Source organism: Nocardioides maradonensis, from assembly GCF_054777115.1.
On record NZ_BAAHAZ010000005.1, the window covers coordinates 66932 to 84166 of the forward strand.

General features: G+C 70.9%; 15 protein-coding genes. 3 read left to right on the top strand and 12 right to left on the bottom strand.

Features of this window, described 5'->3' with window-relative positions:
- Nucleotides 1-14 precede the first annotated feature (14 nt).
- From ACYVAQ_RS07060 to ACYVAQ_RS07110, 11 genes are all read right to left on the bottom strand, one after another.
- Nucleotides 15-1019: a hypothetical protein gene (locus tag ACYVAQ_RS07060; protein ID WP_460787804.1), complete on the bottom strand. Its 1005-nt coding sequence runs from the start codon at nt 1017-1019 to the stop codon at nt 15-17.
- 67 nt (nt 1020-1086) lie between these two features.
- On the bottom strand, nt 1087-3675 hold the full coding sequence (gene clpB / locus ACYVAQ_RS07065) for an ATP-dependent chaperone ClpB (RefSeq protein WP_460787805.1): 2589 nt from the start codon (nt 3673-3675) through the stop codon (nt 1087-1089).
- Between the two features lie 136 nt (nt 3676-3811).
- A complete protein-coding gene (locus ACYVAQ_RS07070) occupies nt 3812-5281 on the bottom strand; it encodes an outer membrane protein assembly factor BamB family protein (protein ID WP_460787806.1) in 1470 nt (489 codons plus the stop codon).
- Nucleotides 5282-5318: 37 nt separating this feature from the next.
- A complete protein-coding gene (locus ACYVAQ_RS07075) occupies nt 5319-6260 on the bottom strand; it encodes an Abi-alpha family protein (RefSeq protein WP_460787807.1) in 942 nt (313 codons plus the stop codon).
- A 37-nt stretch (nt 6261-6297) separates the two neighbouring features.
- A complete protein-coding gene (locus ACYVAQ_RS07080) occupies nt 6298-7623 on the bottom strand; it encodes a hypothetical protein (protein ID WP_460787808.1) in 1326 nt (441 codons plus the stop codon).
- 89 nt (nt 7624-7712) lie between these two features.
- A complete protein-coding gene (locus tag ACYVAQ_RS07085; RefSeq protein ID WP_460787809.1) occupies nt 7713-8162 on the bottom strand; it encodes a heat shock protein transcriptional repressor HspR in 450 nt (149 codons plus the stop codon).
- Nucleotides 8162-9361: a molecular chaperone DnaJ gene (dnaJ, locus tag ACYVAQ_RS07090; protein ID WP_460787810.1), complete on the bottom strand. Its 1200-nt coding sequence runs from the start codon at nt 9359-9361 to the stop codon at nt 8162-8164. Before dnaJ ends, ACYVAQ_RS07085 begins: the two co-directional genes overlap by 1 nt.
- Nucleotides 9362-9414: 53 nt before the next feature.
- Complete coding sequence (grpE, locus tag ACYVAQ_RS07095; RefSeq protein WP_460787811.1) at nt 9415-9996, bottom strand: nucleotide exchange factor GrpE; 582 nt, start codon at nt 9994-9996, stop codon at nt 9415-9417.
- Entirely contained in the window at nt 9993-11834 is a 1842-nt protein-coding gene (gene dnaK / locus ACYVAQ_RS07100) for a molecular chaperone DnaK (protein ID WP_460787812.1), read from the bottom strand. Before dnaK ends, grpE begins: the two co-directional genes overlap by 4 nt.
- A gap of 248 nt (nt 11835-12082) precedes the next feature.
- Nucleotides 12083-12673 (bottom strand): hypothetical protein, encoded by a 591-nt coding sequence (locus ACYVAQ_RS07105; RefSeq protein WP_460787813.1) that lies wholly within the window; start codon nt 12671-12673, stop codon nt 12083-12085.
- Nucleotides 12674-12697: 24 nt separating this feature from the next.
- A complete protein-coding gene (locus tag ACYVAQ_RS07110) occupies nt 12698-13129 on the bottom strand; it encodes a nuclear transport factor 2 family protein (RefSeq protein ID WP_460787814.1) in 432 nt (143 codons plus the stop codon).
- 132 nt (nt 13130-13261) lie between these two features.
- On the opposite strand from ACYVAQ_RS07110, the gene ACYVAQ_RS07115 reads away from it, so the two are divergent.
- The 3 genes from ACYVAQ_RS07115 (at nt 13262) to ACYVAQ_RS07125 (ending at nt 16265) form a co-directional block, all read left to right on the top strand.
- On the top strand, nt 13262-14140 hold the full coding sequence (locus ACYVAQ_RS07115) for a TIGR03619 family F420-dependent LLM class oxidoreductase (protein ID WP_460787815.1): 879 nt from the start codon (nt 13262-13264) through the stop codon (nt 14138-14140).
- Nucleotides 14137-15288, top strand: a complete 1152-nt coding sequence (locus ACYVAQ_RS07120) for a hypothetical protein (protein ID WP_460787816.1) — start codon at nt 14137-14139, stop codon at nt 15286-15288. The genes ACYVAQ_RS07115 and ACYVAQ_RS07120 overlap by 4 nt, the downstream gene beginning before the upstream one ends.
- A 110-nt stretch (nt 15289-15398) precedes the next feature.
- Nucleotides 15399-16265, top strand: coding sequence for an alpha/beta fold hydrolase (locus ACYVAQ_RS07125; protein ID WP_460787817.1), 867 nt, complete (start codon nt 15399-15401; stop codon nt 16263-16265).
- Here the strand turns inward: ACYVAQ_RS07125 and ACYVAQ_RS07130 are convergent.
- Complete coding sequence (locus ACYVAQ_RS07130) at nt 16262-17113, bottom strand: aldo/keto reductase (protein ID WP_460787818.1); 852 nt, start codon at nt 17111-17113, stop codon at nt 16262-16264. The genes ACYVAQ_RS07125 and ACYVAQ_RS07130 overlap by 4 nt on opposite strands.
- Nucleotides 17114-17235: the final 122 nt, after the last annotated feature.

Below are 17235 nucleotides of genomic sequence, written 5' to 3' on the forward strand. Positions count from 1 at the left end.
AGCAGGGAAGAGCGTCAGCGCCGCCAGGCCGAGCTCTCCGGCCGCAGCAGCAGGACCGCGCTCACCCCGCACGCGGCGGCCAGGACCAGCAGGATCGGGGAGCCGAGGGCGCCGACGAGGGCGCAGACACCGGCCCCGATGGCCGAGACGGCGAGGAGGATCCGCGCCCAGCCGCGCCCGGCCCAGGCGAACAGCGCGAGCACGATCGCGGCGAGGCACCACAGCAGGACGCCGGCGAGGAGCACGTAGAGCTCGGCCCGCAGCTGGGTCGTGGTGATGCCGTCGGCCATCGAGCCCCACACCTGGTGCGCCTTGTCGATGGCGTCGCTGAGGTACGCGTCGCCCGAGGTCGTCAGGAACACCATCATGGCCACCGTCGCGACCGCGGCCAGGCCCGAGCACACCCAGGTGACCACGCACGCCGTGGCCAGCGAGGAGGGGCGTCGGACGAGGGGCGGGTACGGGGTCGCGGCCCATCCCGGCGGGGGCGGGAGCTGCGCCGGCGGCGGCACCTCGAAGGGAGCGGGCGGAAGGGGCGGGGCGGGCGGCGTCTGCACGGGCGGCTGGACCGCCCTCTCCCGCGCGGAGGGCTCCCGCGCAGCCGGCTCGCGGCCGACGTACCAGTCCGCGGTCGGGGACAGCCACAGCAGCACGATGCCCACGAGCAGGAACGGCTCGTAGAACCCCGCGGTGCCGAACCAGCCGAGGACGACCAGCGGAGCCAGCACGGTCAGGGCGATCCGCGCGCTGCGGGAGCGCTTCGGCACCTGGCCGGCGAGCACGGCGGCGGCCGCCGCGGCCCCCGCGCCGACGAGGCACAGCACGCGCAGCACCGTGGCCAACGAGCTCACGGTGAGGCCGCTGAACCGCTCCTGCTCGACGACCGCGGCGAGCTGCTGCTGCATCTCGATGCTGTGCAGCCCGCCGATCCGCTCCCACGCGGTCGCGATCACGAGCACCGCGCCGCCCACGATCAGCGCCATCGCGAGGGTGACCTGGGCGGGACGCGGCGCGTTCATGCGCGTCATTCCACCAGATGCGCGACGGCCCCCGGGCATCCCCGGGGGCCGTCGTGGCGGAGCGTCGTCAGCTGAGGACCAGGCCGTCCTCGCCGACGTCGACGGTGACCGATCCACCGTCGGTGACCGCGCCCGAGATCAGCAGCCGCGCGAGCGGGTCGCCGATCGCGGTCTGGATCAGCCGGCGCAGCGGTCGGGCGCCGTACGCCGGGTCGTAGCCGACGTCCGCCAGCCAGTCCCGTGCCGCGGGGCTCACGTCGAGGGTGATCCGGCGCGCCGCCAGCCGCGACTCGAGCGAGCGGAGCAGCAGCTCCACGATGTGCGCGAGGTCGTCGCGGGTGAGTGCGTCGAAGGTCACGATCTCGTCGAGCCGGTTGAGGAACTCGGGCTTGAAGGCCTGCCGCACGATGCCCATCACGGCCTCACGCTGTGCCTCGGGGGCCATCGTCGGGTCGACGAGGAACTGCGAGCCCAGATTGGACGTGAGGATAAGGATCGTGTTGCGGAAGTCCACGGTCCGGCCCTGGCCGTCGGTCAGGCGCCCGTCGTCGAGCACCTGCAGCAGGATGTCGAACACCTCGGGGTGCGCCTTCTCGACCTCGTCGAGCAGGACGACCGAGTACGGGCGGCGCCGCACGGCCTCGGTGAGCTGGCCGCCCTCGTCGTACCCGACGTAGCCGGGAGGGGCACCGACCAGGCGGGCGACCGAGTGCTTCTCGGCGTACTCGCTCATGTCGATGCGCACGATCGCGCGGTCGTCGTCGAACAGGAAGTCCGCGAGCGACTTGGCCAGCTCGGTCTTGCCGACGCCGGTCGGGCCGAGGAACAGGAACGAGCCGGTGGGCCGGTTCGGGTCCGCGATGCCCGCGCGCGCACGACGTACGGCGTCGCTGACGGCACGGACCGCGTCGGCCTGGCCGATCAGGCGAGATCCGATGACCTGCTCCATGTCGAGCAGCTTCGCGGTCTCGCCCTGGAGCAGCCGTCCGGTCGGGATGCCGGTCCACGCCTCGACGACCTCCGCGATCTGCACCGCGCCGACCTCCTCGCCGACCATCTTGTCGGCGTTCGGCTCGGCGTCCTCGACGGCCTCGACCGCCTTGATCTGCAGCTCCAGTGCGGGGATCTGGCCGTACAGCAGCTCGCTGGCCTTCTCGTACTGCTGCTCGCGCTGCAGCTTCTCGGCCTCCATCCGGAGCTGGTCGAGCTGGCGGCGCAGGTCACCCGCGCCCTCGAGCTCGGCCTTCTCCTGCTCCCAGCGCAACTCCAGCGCGCGCAGCTCCTCCTCCTTGTCGGCGAGGTCCTCGCGCAGGTCGGCGAGCCGCTCCACGGAGGCGTCGTCGGACTCCTTGGCGAGCGCGAACTCCTCCATCTTCATCCGGTCGACCTGGCGACGCAGCTGGTCGATCTCCTCCGGGCTGGACTCGATCTCCATCCGCAGCCGGCTGGCAGCCTCGTCGATGAGGTCGATCGCCTTGTCGGGCAGCTGCCGACCGGTGATGTAGCGGTCGGACAGGGTGGCCGCCGCAACCAGTGCGGCGTCGGTGATGCGCACGCCGTGGTGCGCCTCGTACTTCTCCTGGATGCCGCGCAGGATCTGGATGGTGTCCTCGACGCTCGGCTCACCGACGTAGACCTGCTGGAAGCGACGCTCCAGCGCGGGGTCCTTCTCGATCGACTCGCGGTACTCGTCGAGCGTGGTCGCGCCGATCATGTGCAGCTCGCCGCGCGCCAGCATCGGCTTGAGCATGTTGCCGGCGTCCATCTGGCTGTCGCCGCCGGCGCCCGCGCCGACGACCGTGTGCAGCTCGTCGATGAAGGTGATGACCCGGCCCTCGGCGGACTTGATCTCGTCGAGCACGGCCTTGAGCCGCTCCTCGAACTCGCCGCGGTACTTCGCACCGGCGACCATGCCCATCAGGTCCAGGCTCAGCACCCGCTTGCCCTTGAGGCTGTCGGGGACGTCGCCGTCGATCACCCGCTGGGCGAGGCCCTCGACGACGGCGGTCTTGCCGACGCCCGGCTCACCGATGAGCACCGGGTTGTTCTTGGTACGCCGGCTCAGCACCTGGATGACCCGGCGGATCTCCTGGTCACGACCGATGACCGGGTCCAGCTTGCCCTCCTCCGCGGCCGCGGTGAGGTCGACGGAGTACTTGTCGAGGGCCTCGTAGGTGTCCTCGGCGTTCTCGCTGGTGACCCGCCGGCCGCCGCGGATGCCCTCGACCACCTGGCGCAGGCCGTCGGCGGAGAGGCCGGCGTGCTCGAGCACGGTCTTGGCGCTGGACTCGACGCTCGCGAGCGCGATCAGCACGTGCTCTGACGCGACGTACTCGTCCTGCATCGACTGGGCGAGCTCCAGGGCGGAGGCCAGGACGCGGGTGGTGGCCGGCGAGGCCGTGGGCTGCTTGACCGTCGCGCCACTGGCGGACGGCAGCTTGTCGCGCTCCGCGACGGCGGCGCGGACGAGGGTGGGGGCGTCGACGCCCGCCTTGGCGACGACGTTGGCAGCGCTCCCCTCGCTCTGCAGCAGCAGGGCGACGAGGAGGTGGATGGGCTCGAGGGTGCTGTTCCCGGCCGACGTGGCGGCAAGGTTGGCAGCCTCGATCGCCTCGCGTGCTCGCGTGGTGAACTTGTCGGCCCCGAATTGGCTCAAAGCAGGTCTCCTGTAGGTGTGCGTGGATGAGATCGTCCGGGTCGGCCCCGGGGTTCACCGGGTGCCGACGTCTATCTGTTCCAACGTCAGCAAACTTGAGTCCATTCCACTCAACTCTGGTTATCTTGCCGCATTCTCAGCCGACGCGGTAGGTGCCGTCCGGGGTGCCGACGACGGCGTAGCCGTCACCCGCGACCACCCGGACGTCCGCGCCGCCGGCGGACCCGTCCAGCACCGCGGCCCGCTCCCGGCCGGTGCCCGCGTCGAGCAGCGCGAAGCGGCGGCTGCGGTCCGCGAAGGGGCTGAACCGGCCGTCGCCGAGCTGGAGGTGCGGGCGCAGGTAGGGGTTGTGCGCGTGGGAGAGCTCGCGCACCACGACCGCGCCGACACCGTTCCAGACGCCCGCCAGGAAGCGGGCATCACCGGCCGAGGTCGCATCGGGGTCGAGGGCGCGGCGCCAGACGACCCTGCCGCTCTCCGCATCGGTCGCCACCAGCTCCCGCCGGCTGCCCGAGACCCGCTCGGCCAGCACCACGGAGGTGCCGAAGACCTCGGGGCCGTCGGCGTCGGCGTACTCGTCCGGAGCCAGGACCCGGCCGGCGCCCAGGTCGATGTCGAAGGTGGTGACCGGGCCGCCGAGCGTCGTACGCAGGTAGAACCGGTCCATCGGGGCCGAGAGCACGCTGTCGGGGATGATCGGCCCGCGGCAGCCGGCGGGGTTGCGTCGCCGCCCCAGCAGCACGCCGTCCGCGAACACCGCCAGACCGCAGCCGGGCTCGGCGGCCACCAGACGGTCCCCCGTCGTCATCACCAGCCCGGTGGCGTACGCCGGCGGCATCGGGACCGTCACGAGCGGCGCCCCCGTCGCCGGGTCGAGCGCCGTCAGCACCGAGGAGCCGCCCCGCCTGATCCGCACGGCGACCTGCGTCGAGGACTGCCCGGTGGTCGTCGGGAGCAGCTGGTGCGGCACCGGGATCGTGGCCTCCGACCAGACCCGCCGCCACAGGATCCGTCCGTGGGTCCCGACACCCACCAGCGTGCACCGGCCACTCGCCCAGGTCTCCCCGGAGGAGCACGACGACAGCACGGTCGTGGCGGCGGACATCGCCACCGCACGCAGGCGGCCGGGCACGACCGTGGCGGCCGGCCGACGCCACCGCACCTGCCCCGCCCTGTCGTAGCGCGCGACGTTCCCCGCACCGTCGTCGAGCGTGAGCAGGTCGCCCTCCCCGTCGACCACCGGGCCCCAGCCGGGCACGCTCCACAGCTCGCGTCCGCCGTCCAGCGTCAGCAGGTGGACCCGACTGTCGTCGGCAGCGATGAACACGCCACCCGCACGCACCACGGTCTGCCCGGTCAGCGAGGTCCGCCAGGCCGGGTCGCCGGCATCTCCCCTGCCCACCACGAAGGGCAGCCCGACGCCGACGGCCACGACGACCACCCCGGCCAGGACCGCACGGCGTCGCCGCAGGACGAGCCCGATGAGCACCGCGGCGGCCACCACCCCTGCCAGGTAGAGCAGCACCTGGGGCAGCAGCCAACCGGCGGCGAGGAGGGCCACGGCTGCGACGGACAGGACGAGGGTGACGAGCGTTCTCCGAGACATCGGGGAACGCCTACCCCGCGCCCACCGCGACCAAGCGTTACTCCGCGTCGATCTCCGGCGGTACGTCGTGCTCGGGCAGGTCCTCGCTCGCGGCCGTCCGCTCGTCGACCAGCGCCAGCTTGGTGAACTCCTCACCGAAGGGCGTGAGGTGGATGGAGCGCCGGACGACCTTGGCGAACTTCACCGAGTGCAGCGCGGCCAGCACGTCCGGCTGCGCCTCGAGCACCTGGTACTCCTGGTGCTCCTTGACCGGCTCGCGGGAGAACCAGATCAGGCCGAGCCGGAACAGGTTGTTGAGGTACGCCGGCACCTGGTCCAGGTAGCGCAGGCCGGCCCGCGGGCCGACCATGTTCAAACCCGGCGCCACCAGCTGCGAGGACACGATGCCGATCGGTCCGCCGGTGCGGACGTCGACGCTGGGCTGCGGGCCGCGCTCGAGCAGCATGACCAGGATCCGCGCCTCGTCGGGCGCCATCTCGTCGAGGATCCGGTCGAAGGCGGGGTGCCGGTCGTCGTGGCTCCACACGTCGCGCGACTTGGCCAGCAGGTCCTGGCCGCGCTCCCGCAGCGAGGTGGGACGGCTGTCGAGGACCTGGCCGTCGATGGTCGCCGACGCGCGCGGGCGCTGGGCGGGGGTGCCGCCGAGGGCGGTGCCGGCGTTCATCAGCGCGGTCGCGACGGGCACGCCGTCGGCGACCTGCTTGGCGATCTCGCCCAGCGTGCCGACGTACTGGCTGACCTCGCGGACCAGCGCGGCCGCCTCGTCACGGCTGGTGACGGCGCGCCCGACCCGCATCCAGTTGCGGCTGGTCGTGCGCAGACCCCAGCCGGCGGTGTGCAGCGCGGCCGAGCCGGCCACCCGGGCCAGGCCGGGCAGGGTCTCGACGACCGCCGGGGCCGAGAACGACCCGGGCACCGCGGGGAGGCGCGGCAGGCCCTCCTCGTCGTACGCCTCGTCGCTCGTCGCTCGCTTCGCCACGTCTACTCCCAAGTCCACAGTTCGGTGCCTGCCCGGGTCACGCCGGCGGGAAGCCGGGGATGATGTGCCAGTTGAAGATCGCCAGGTGCAGGAAGCCGCCGGCCAGGCCCATGATCGCGCCGTGAGCGTAGAGCATCCACTCGTCCTCCTTGATGGCCGAGCGCATCATCTCGACGAAGTCGCGGGGCGGGAGCTCCTTGGTACGCCGTGCGATGAGGACCCTGATCTTCTCCGACTGCTTGCGGCTGAACTCCGGGTCGCGGAACGGCGTGATGGTGCGGCCGACCGCCTCGGAGGCGAAGCCCTGCTTGATGCTCTCGTAGCGCCGGGCGCCCATCGCCACGTTGAGCGCACCGCGCAGCGGACCGGCCGCCTTGTCGATGGCCGGCGCCATCGCCGTACCGATCATCTGCCGGGTGCGGTCGCCGCGCGGGCCGTCCATGAGGAAGTCGCCGATCCGCTCCAGGGTGATCACGTCGTCGGCGATGATCCGGGCGTAGACCTCGGCGCACTCGTCCTGGCGGCGCAGGAACAGGCCTTGGACCTTGATGCCGAGGATCCGGTGCGGCTCCGGCGGGTCGAAGATCAGCCACATGCCGAGCAGGTTGGTGATCCACCCGACGATGACGCCCATGATCGGAAGCAGCCACGCGAGGTGCCAGGTCTGGTCGATCAGCGCGACCGGGATGCCGAGCAGGAAGCCGAAGATGAAGCCGAAGGCGACCATCAGGTTCAGCTCGCGCTGACCGACGTCCTTGAAGACCTTGACCACGAGGTCCGGGTTCTTCCGGAAGTGGTCGATGACCATGATCTTCGGGTCGAGCAGCTGGTTGATGTGCACGCCGATCTCGTCGGTGATCGTCTTCACGACCGACGGCAGCTGGGCCTGGACCCGGTCCACGACCGCCTGGCGCACGCCGATCGGGAGGTCGCGCCACAGCCGCGGGTTCTCTCGCATCATGACCTCGTCGACCAGCTGCGGGAGGTCGGGGCGGAACACCGACACGATGTGCTCGGCGATCTGGTCGGGCTCGAGCTGGGCGTAGAACTCCGCAGGCGTGCCGAGCTTCGCGATGACCTTGTCGACCGCGATCGAGCCCATCTTCGCCGCCCGCGCGGGGACGATGCCCTGCCAGCCGAAGCCGCCGTCCATCCAGCCCGGGATCTCCTGGAGCTTGCGCGGCATGACGCCGGTGATCTCCTTGAGGCCGGGCACCTGGAAGCCCACGAACTTGACCGGGCTGAACAGCATCCACAGACCCGACCAGTTGATCAGCCAACCGATGATCCCGGTGAAGAAGGGGATGGAGACGAAGGCGAACCAGTCGACGCCGTCCGCCCAGTGGTTGAGCCAATCCTGCACGTGAAGCCCTTCGTCCAGCCCTCTCCCTGGCCGAAGGCTAGTGCCTGTGGCGACTCGGCGTCACACGTAACCGCAGAGAGGAGGGGTTGTCAGCGAGGCCTGCGCCACACCACGACCGCCTGCTGCGAGGTCGGGAGGCGCAGGGCCGGGAGCCGGTCCGACGGCGTGGGAGGTACGCCGGGGGCGGCGGCCGCAGCAGCACGCAGCGCCTCCCGCGTGGCCTCCAGCTCGGCGGCGAGCTCGTCGTTGCGCGCACGCAGCGCGTGCACGGTGTTCTCCAGGTCGAGGATCCGGCGGACGCCCTCGATGCCGATGCCCGAGGAGGTCAGCTGCGCGATCGTGCGCAGCCGGTCGATGTCGTCGCTGGAGTAGCGGCGACCACCGCCGCCGGTGCGGCCGGGGGTGATCAGGCCCAGCCGCTCGTAGGTGCGCAGCGTCTGCGGGTGCAGCCCGCTCAGCTCGGCGGCGACGCTGATCACGAAGACCGCGGCTGCCGGGTCGTGCGACCCGGCAGCCTGGTTGGTCGACCGAGCAGCCATCACTGGCCCTCGAACAGGTTGGCGCGCAGCGGCGTCGAGGCCGTGGCGGCGGCGTACGCCTCCAGCGCGGCCCGGGCCTCGTCGTCGAGGTGGCCGGGCACCTGGACGGCGACCGTGGCGAGCAGGTCACCCTTGCTGCCGTCCTTCTTCGCGACGCCCTTGCCGCGGACCCGGAAGGTCCGCCCGTCGGGCGTGCCGGCGGGGATGCGGAGCGTGACGGGCGGGCCGCCGAGCGTCGGGATCTTGACCTCCGCCCCGAGCGCGAGCTCGGTGAAGGAGACCGGGACGTCGATGGTCAGGTTGTCGTCCCTGCGCCCGAAGACGCGGTGGCCGGTGACCTTCACCGTGACGTACAGGTCGCCCGCGGGACCGCCGTGCTCGCCCGGAGCGCCCTTGCCGCGCAGCTTGATCCGCTGCCCGTCCTTGACGCCGGCCGGGATCTTGGCCTGGACGGTCCGCGTGGACGTGCCGTGGCCGGTGCCGTGGCAGACCGGGCACGCCTCGTCGTACACCATCTGGCGGCCGCCACAGGTCGGGCACGTCTCGTTCATGGAGAAGGCGCCGCCCATCGAGGCCACGACGTAGCCGGTGCCGTCGCACGTCGGGCAGACGTGCGGCTGGGTGCCGGGCTTGCCGCCGGTGCCGTGGCAGGTCTGGCAGACGCTGTCGGTCGAGATCCGCAGGGACACCGTGGCACCCTCGAGCGCCTCGGTGAAGCCGATCGTCGCCGTGGTCTCCAGGTCGGCGCCGCGCACCGGTCGCTGGGTACGTCGCCCACCACCGCCACCTCCGAAGAGGTCGCCGAACAGGTCGCCGAACCCACCGCCACCACCGCCGGACCGCTCGCGGAGCAGGTCCTCGAGGTTGATGCCGCCGCCGGCGCCGAAGCCGCCCGCACCGGCGCCGAAGCCGCCACCGGCCGGGTAACCGCCGAAGCGGCCGCCCGCGAACATCTCCCGCGCCTGGTCGTACTTCGCGCGCTTCTCCGGGTCGCCGACGACGTCGTACGCCTCCGCGACGGCCTTGAACCGGTCGTGCTTGGCGGTGTCGCCGGGGTTGGAGTCGGGGTGGTTGGCGCGCGCGAGCTTGCGGTACGCCTTCTTGATCTCGGCCGCGGTGGCCGTCTTGGCGACGCCCAGCTCCTTGTAGAAGTCCTTGTTCGCCCAGTCGGCCCGGATGCCGTCCATCGGGTCACTCATCGCACACCTCCCATCCGTTCATCAGTTGTCGTTGTCAGCTCTTCCTCGCTGGGTCACTCGGGGTCGACGACCAGCACCTGCGCGGCCCGGACGACGCGGTCACCGATCTTGTAGCCGGCCTTGGCGACCAGCTTGACCGTGGTGACCTGTACGTCGGGGTCCGCGCCCAGGTGGCTGAGCGCCTCGTGCAGGGTCGGGTCGAACGGCTCGCCCGGAGCACCGAACTTGACCAGCCCGACACCCGCCACGACCCGCTCGAGCTGCTCCGCGACGGCCTTGAAGCCGCCCTCGAGGGGCTCGTGCTCGCGGGCACGGTCGATGGTGTCGAGCACCTCGACGATGGGGGCGAGCGCGGCGTACGTCGCGTTCTCCCGCACCAGGTCGCGGTCGCGGTCGACGCGTCGCTTGTAGTTGAGGTACTCGGCCTGCAGCCGCTGCAGGTCCAACGTGAGCTCGGAGACCTTGCTCTCCGCCGCGGCCAGCGGCTCGTCGGCGCCCTCGGCCTCGGCGACGTCCTGGGGCTCCAGGGGACCACCCTCCTCGAGGAGGTTGTCGATCCCGCTGGTGTCGTCGGCGCCCGCGGCCCCGGCCCCTTCCGGGGCCGGGGTCGGGTTGCCCTCGTGGGGCTCGGTCACTTCGACTCGTCCTCGTCGACGATCTCGGCCTCGACCACGTCGTCGTCGGACTCGCCGGTCGCACCGGTGGACCCACCGGCAGCGGCCTGCTCGGCCTCGGCGGCGGCGTACATCGCGGCACCCATCTTCTGGCTGGACTCACCCAGCTTGGAGATGGCCGGGGTGAGCTCCTCGGCGCCGGCCTCCTGGTTCTCCAGGATGCCCTTCAGCGCGTCGACGTCGGCCTGGACCTCGGTCTTGACGTCCTCGGGCAGCTTCTCGCCGTTGTCGGCCAGGAACTTCTCGGTCTGGTAGACGAGCTGGTCGGCCTGGTTGCGGATCTCGACGGTCTCGCGACGCTTGGCGTCCTCGGCGGCGTACTGCTCGGCCTCCTTGACCATCCGGTCGATGTCGTCCTTGCTCAGCGCCGAGCCACCGGAGATCGTCATCGACTGCTCACGGCCGGACGCCTGGTCCTTGGCGGAGACGTGCACGATGCCGTTGGCGTCGATGTCGAAGGTGACCTCGATCTTCGGGACGCCGCGCGGCGCCGGCGGCAGACCGGTCAGCTCGAAGTTGCCGAGCGGCTGGTTCTGCGCCCACATCTGGCGCTCGCCCTGGGCGACCTTGATCTCGACCGACGGCTGGTTGTCGTCAGCGGTGGTGAAGATCTCGGACCGCTTGGTCGGGATCGTGGTGTTCCGCTCGATGAGCGTGGTCATCACGCCGCCCTTGGTCTCGATGCCGAGGGACAGCGGGGTGACGTCGAGGAGCAGCACGTCCTTGACCTCGCCCTTGAGGACGCCGGCCTGGAGGGCCGCGCCGAGCGCGACGACCTCGTCGGGGTTGACGCCCTTGTTGGGCTCCTTGCCGCCGAGCAGCTCCTTGACGAGCTCGGTCACGGCCGGCATACGGGTCGAGCCGCCGACGAGGACCACGTGGTCGATGTCCTTGACCGAGACGCCCGCGTCCTTGAGGACGTTCTGGAACGGAGCCTTGGTGCGGTCGAGCAAGTCGGCCGTCAGCTTCTGGAACTCCGAGCGGGTCAGCTTCTCCTCGAAGTGCAGCGGGCCGTTCTCACCGTGGGTGATGTAGGGCAGGTGGATCGTGGTCTCCTGGCTGGAGGAGAGCTCGATCTTCGCCTTCTCCGCGGCCTCCTGGAGGCGCTGCGCGGCGATCTTGTCGGCGGAGAGGTCGACGCCGTTGGCGTCCTTGAACTTCTTGACCATCCAGTCGACGATCCGCTGGTCCCAGTCGTCACCACCGAGGTGGTTGTCACCGCTGGTCGCCTTGACCTCGACGACGCCCTCGCCGATCTCCAGCAGGGAGACGTCGAAGGTGCCACCACCGAGGTCGAAGACGAGGATGGTCTGGTCCTCGCCCTTGTCCAGGCCGTAGGCCAGCGCGGCCGCGGTGGGCTCGTTGACGATGCGCGCGACGTTCAGGCCCGCGATCTCGCCGGCCTCCTTGGTCGCCTGGCGCTGCGCGTCGTTGAAGTACGCCGGGACGGTGATCACCGCGTCGGTGACGGTCTCACCGAGGTAGGCCTCCGCGTCGCGCTTCAGCTTCTGCAGCACGAAGGCGCTGATCTGCTGGGGCGTGAAGTCCTTGCCGTCGATGTCGACGGTCCAGTCCGTGCCCATGTGGCGCTTGACCGACCGGATGGTCCGGTCGACGTTGGTGACGGCCTGGCGCTTGGCGACCTCGCCGACGAGCACCTCACCGTTCTTGGCGAACGCGACCACCGACGGGGTGGTCCGCGCGCCCTCGGCGTTCGTGATGACCGTGGGCTCGCCGCCCTCGAGGACAGCGACGACGCTGTTCGTGGTGCCGAGGTCGATGCCGACAGCACGTGCCATGTTGTTTTCCTCCTGAATGTTCGTGGTGCAACTTACTTGAGCCGCATTGACTCAAGTTTACACCGATGCCAACGAGACCCTCGCCGGGGTTGTTCCCGGCTCGGGGAGGAAATTTCTGGCGGGCGCTCGCCGCGCTCAGCCGACTGCGAGCGCGGCAGCGTGGCACCGCGCGACAGAGGCCGGGTTCAGGCCGGAGCAGCGACGGGCTGAACCCGGCGATGGAGCATCAGCGGCGACACGCTCGCGCCTCAACCAACACTGACTTCGACGGGGTTGGAGGAGATGTTGCGGGTCTTGTCGAGCACCCGGAAGGTGTTCTTCCCGCTGACGCCGGTCTGGATGTAGGTCGAGAAGGTCGCGTTGCTGACCGGCACGGTCGCGGCGAAGTCGACCCACTGGCCGCCCTGCTTGCGCTGCACCTGCAGGATCTCGCCCTCGCCACCCGGGTAGACGCCGGTCAGGTCGATCTTGCCGAAGTTGGGCACCGTGGTCTCCAGCGCCTGCAGCGAGATCCGCCCGCGCGCGGGCTTGGTGCTCGGCGAGGTCGCGGCGCTCGACGGTGCGGTCGCCGAGTCGGACGCCCGCGGGGCCGAGGTGTCCTGGGTGTCGAGCGTGATGAGCGGACCGCCGGCGTCGGTGGTCTTCTCCGGCGGCGGCAGGTACATCGACTCGCCCTGACCGGCCCCGGTCCCGGAGCTCCCGCCGCCGGCGATCCCGAGCACGTGGGTGCCGACGAGCGCGACGACGGCGAGGACGAGACCCACCGCCAACGAGACGCCGACGAGCGCAACGAGGCCGGTGCGGACGGGGTTGTCGTCGTCGAACGGGCTGCGGCTCACGTCGGCCAGTCTAGGGAGGCGGCCTCAGAAACCCCGCGTCCACACGACCTGCTCGTGCAGCTGCCGGCTGCGCCAGCCCGCCCCGGTCCGCACGAACTCGTGCCGGTAGATGCCGCCCACCTCGACCACCCGGTGGCCGCCCGCACCGTCGGGGACCACCATCGGGTTGTGGAAGTACGCCGCCACGCTGGCCGCGTCGCGCGCCTCGTCGAAGTCGTAGGAGATCTGCTGCAGGGCGTGCAGGTAGCGCGTCGAGAAGGCGGGGAGGTTCTCGGCGAGCCAGGCCTTGACGGTCGCGAGGTCGGCCGCGATGCCGCCGGACTCGGTGTAGTCGATCCGGGCGTCCGCGGTGAAGACGGTGTCGAGGCCGCCCCAGTCCTGGGCGTCGACGGCCTGGGTGTAGCGGGTGAGGGCGTCGGCGATCGCGGCGCGGTCGAGCAGCTCCTGCTGGTCCATCACGCGCCCCTCGGCTCGAGGACCACCACAGGGATCTCGCGGTCGGTCCAGGACTTGTCGAGGCCGTCGGGCTTGGGCTTGGTCGCAGACATGGGCTTCCCCTGTACTAGAACACGTTCTAGTCTGCACGGTATGCGCTTCACCTACGCCGAGGCAATGACCCAGGCCACCTACTACGCGCCGCTCGCGCAGGCGGCCGAGGCTGCCGGCTACACGTCGATGACGGTCGCCGACTCCCTGATCTACCCGAAGGAGTCGGACTCGACGTACCCCTACACCGACACCGGGGACCGCGAGTTCCTGCTCGGCAAGGAGTTCATCGAGACCAACATCTTGTGCGCGCACCTCTTCGCGGTCACCTCCACGCTGCGGCTCACCCCGTTCGTGCTGAAGCTGCCGATCCGGCCGCCGGTGCTGGTCGCCAAGCAGGCGTCGTCGCTGGCCTACCTGTCCGGCAACCGGCTCGGCCTGGGCGTCGGGCTGTCGCCGTGGCCCGAGGACTTCGCGGCGCTGGGCGTGCCGTGGGAGCGCCGCGGCAAGCGGATGGACGAGTGCATGGACATCCTGCGCGGGCTCACCTCGGGCGAGTTCTTCGGCTACCAGGGCGAGTTCTACGACCTCGAGCCGCTCCAGCAGTGCCCCGCCCCGACCGAGCGGATCCCGCTGCTGGTCGGCGGCCACTCCGACGCCGCGCTGCGGCGCGCGGTGGTGAAGGGCGACGGCTGGATGCACGCCGGCGGCGACGGGGAGGAGCTCGACCGGCTGCTGGCCCGGCTCGCCGAGATCCGCAGGGCGGAGGGCGACACGCGCGACGACTTCGAGGTGCACGTCATCTCCTACGACGCCTACTCGCCCGACGGGGTGAAGCGGCTCGAGGACAAGGGGGTGACCGACTGCATCGTCGGGTTCCGGGTGCCCTACATCAAGGGCCCCGACACCGAGCCGCTCGAGCCGAAGATCCGGCACCTCGAGCAGTTCGCCGAGAACGTCATCGCGAAGGTGAACCCGTGAGCGCGGCGTACGGACTCACCAAGCCGCTGCAGGACGCGATCGCGGAGGCCGAGGAGCTGATCGCGAACGCGCCCTTCATCCGCACCGAGGCCGACCGGCTCGAGGGCTACGAGTACCTCTCCGGGCGGATCCGGATGGCGATGCAGAACGCCTTCGACTACGACCTCGACCAGCCCGTCCTCATCAACCCGACGCACCAGTTCTCCAAGCAGGGCCTGGACAACCCGGACGCGATCTACTTCAACGCCTACCTCCGCGAGGGGGTGGAGTACGTCGTGCGCGGCCGCCGCGGCACCTCGGCCGACCTGTCCTTCCAGGTGATGGGCGGCATGTACTCCGCGACCTCGGCGGCCACCTCGATGCTCGCCATCGACGACCGCTCGCTGTCCATCGACGCCGACGGGAGCTTCGAGCTCCGCTACACGGCCGAGCCGGGCGCGAAGACGTTGATCGTGCGCGAGGTCTTCAACGACTGGGACACCGAGTCGCGCGGCACGTTGTGGCTGGAGCGCCCCGACACGCTCGGGCTGCCGCGCAAGGAGCGGACGCGGGAGTCGCTCGCGAAGAAGTACGACGTCGCGGCCCGCTCGCTCACCGGCTCCATCCAGACCTGGTTCGCGTTCCCCCACTTCTTCCAGTACAAGGAGCCGGCCAACACCCTCACCACACCGGCCTCGACCCCGGGCGGCCTGGCCTCGCAGTTCTCCTCGATCGGTCACTACGACCTCGCCGAGGACGAGGCGATGATCGTGACCGTGCCGGCCTGCGGCGATTGCAGCTACCAGGGCATGCAGATCGGGTCGGACTGGTACGCCTCCACCGACTACGAGACCCACCAGACCTCGCTGACCAAGGCCCAGGCCTCCGTCGACGACGACGGCATGATCCGCTTCGTCATCTCCGAGCGCCCGCCGGGCGGCACCCCGATCGCGAACTGGCTGGAGACCACCGGCCACCGCACCGGTCCGATCATGCTGCGTTGGCAGCGGGTCGAGCGCGACCTCGCCCCCGCCGACGGCCCGACCGTCGAGATCGTCAGGGCCGCCGACGCGGCGGCGGTCGCCGGCGCCGTATCGCTCACGGAGGAGGAGTACGCCGCCCGCATCACCGCCCGCCAGGTCGCGATCGCCCGCCGGATGATCTCCTGACGCGAGACCCGCCTTCTGGCTGCTCGAGACCCGGGTCCTGGCGAGCCGGACCCGCCAGAACCCGGATCTCGACCGGCCAGAACCCGGGTCTCGCGTGGCAGGGTGGGGTCATGACCGAGCGCATCGCACTGGACCTCCCCGACGGCCGGGTCCTCGACGTCCAGGTGTCCGGACCGGCGGACGGGATCCCGCTGGTGTGGCACCACGGCACCCCGGGCTGCAGCTACCAGTCGGCGCAGAAGCAGCAGGTGCTGGCCGAGCGCGGCCTGCGGCTGGTGTCCTACTCACGCGCGGGCGCCGCGGGCTCCACCCGCAACCCGGGCCGGACGGTCGCCGATGTCGCGGCCGACGTGGCCGCGATCGCCGACCACCTCGGCGCCGAGAGGATCTACACCGGCGGCCAGTCGGGCGGCGGACCACACGCGCTCGCGACCGGCGCCGGTCTCCCCGACCGGGTGCTCGGGGTGCTGGCGGTCTGCTCGGTCAAGCCGTACGTCGACCAGCCCGACTTCCTCGACGGCATGGGCGCCGCCAACGTCGAGGAGTTCAACCTCGCCCTCGAGGGCGAGGAGGCGCTGCTGCCGTTCCTGCTGCAGGACCGCGAGGGCATCATCACCGCCGACGCGCAGAGCGTCATCACGACGCTGGACAGCCTGCTGCCCGACGTCGACCGCGCGGCGCTCACCGGCGAGGTCGGCGCGGACCTGCTGGCCAACCTCGCCGGCGGTGTCGCGGAGCTCTACGGCTGGCTCGACGACGACCTGGCATTCACCCGCGACTGGGGCTTCGCGCTCGACGACATCCGGGTGCCGACGTACCTGTGGCAGGGGTCGGCGGACCTGATGGTGCCGTTCCACCACGGTCAGTGGCTGGCCGAGCACATCCCCGGCGTCGTACCCCACCTGCTCGAGGGCGAGGGGCACCTCTCGATCCAGGTCAACCGGTTCGCCGACATGGTCGACGAGCTGCTCGCCTAGCGCTCCGGGATCCAGTCGAAGGTGTCGGGGTTCGGGCCGGTGCGGCCGGCCTCGCCCTTGTCCAGCGCGGTGAGCGCGGCGACGTCCTCGGCGGTCAGCGCGAAGTCGAAGATGTCGGCGTTCTCCGCGAGCCGTGCCTTGCTCAGCGACTTCGGGAACACGATGTCGCCGCGGTCGAGGGCCCAGCGCAGCAGCACCTGGGCGGGCGTCTTGCCGAACCTCTCCGCGACGGCCACGACGACGGGGTCCTCGAGCTCGCCACCGCCCTGTCCCAGCGGCGACCACGCCTCGACGGCGGCACCGTGCTTCCGCGTCGCGGCGCGGGCGACGTCGTTGGCGAAGTACGGGTGGGCCTCGATCTGGTTCACCGCCGGTACGACGCCGGTGGCGCTGATGATCCGGTCGAGGTGCTCGGGCTGGAAGTTGGACACACCGATCGAAGTGGCCAGGCCGGCCTGCTGCGCCTCGATGAGCGCCTCCCAGGTGGAGACGAAGTCGCCGTCGTACTTCGTGGGCAGCGGCCAGTGGATGAGGAAGAGGTCGACCGCGTCGAGGCCGAGCTTCTCCAGCGAGACCTCCAGGGACGGCCGCACGTCACCGCGCTCGTGGTAGCCGTTGTTGAGCTTCGTCGTCACGTAGAGCTCCTCGCGCGGCAGGCCGGCGGCCTCGATCGCACGGCCGGTGCCCTCCTCGTTGCCGTACATCTGCGCGGTGTCGAGGTGGCGGTAGCCGAGCTCGAGGGCATCGGTGACGACGCGCTGCGCCTCGCCGTTCGGCACCTGCCAAAGGCCGAGCCCGAACTGGGGGATGGAGGTCTTGTCGTTGAGGTCGATCCGAGGAGACGTCATACAAGCGCCAACACGACCGGGCCTGACCTATTCCCCGGACACGCTCGACAAGAAGTGGAACACGTTCTACATTTCGATACGCCCGCTCGTACCTCACGGGCTACTCAATGACCGAAAGAACG

Coding starts and splice junctions, on each gene's coding strand:
- ACYVAQ_RS07060 (WP_460787804.1), bottom strand. CDS start 1,019: ATGAACGCGCCGCGTCCCGCCCAGGTCACCCTCGCGATGGCGCTGATC.
- ACYVAQ_RS07070 (WP_460787806.1), bottom strand. CDS start 5,281: ATGTCTCGGAGAACGCTCGTCACCCTCGTCCTGTCCGTCGCAGCCGTG.
- ACYVAQ_RS07085 (WP_460787809.1), bottom strand. CDS start 8,162: ATGGCTGCTCGGTCGACCAACCAGGCTGCCGGGTCGCACGACCCGGCA.
- dnaJ (WP_460787810.1), bottom strand. CDS start 9,361: ATGAGTGACCCGATGGACGGCATCCGGGCCGACTGGGCGAACAAGGAC.
- dnaK (WP_460787812.1), bottom strand. CDS start 11,834: ATGGCACGTGCTGTCGGCATCGACCTCGGCACCACGAACAGCGTCGTC.
- ACYVAQ_RS07110 (WP_460787814.1), bottom strand. CDS start 13,129: ATGGACCAGCAGGAGCTGCTCGACCGCGCCGCGATCGCCGACGCCCTC.
- ACYVAQ_RS07115 (WP_460787815.1), top strand. CDS start 13,262: ATGCGCTTCACCTACGCCGAGGCAATGACCCAGGCCACCTACTACGCG.
- ACYVAQ_RS07125 (WP_460787817.1), top strand. CDS start 15,399: ATGACCGAGCGCATCGCACTGGACCTCCCCGACGGCCGGGTCCTCGAC.
- ACYVAQ_RS07130 (WP_460787818.1), bottom strand. CDS start 17,113: ATGACGTCTCCTCGGATCGACCTCAACGACAAGACCTCCATCCCCCAG.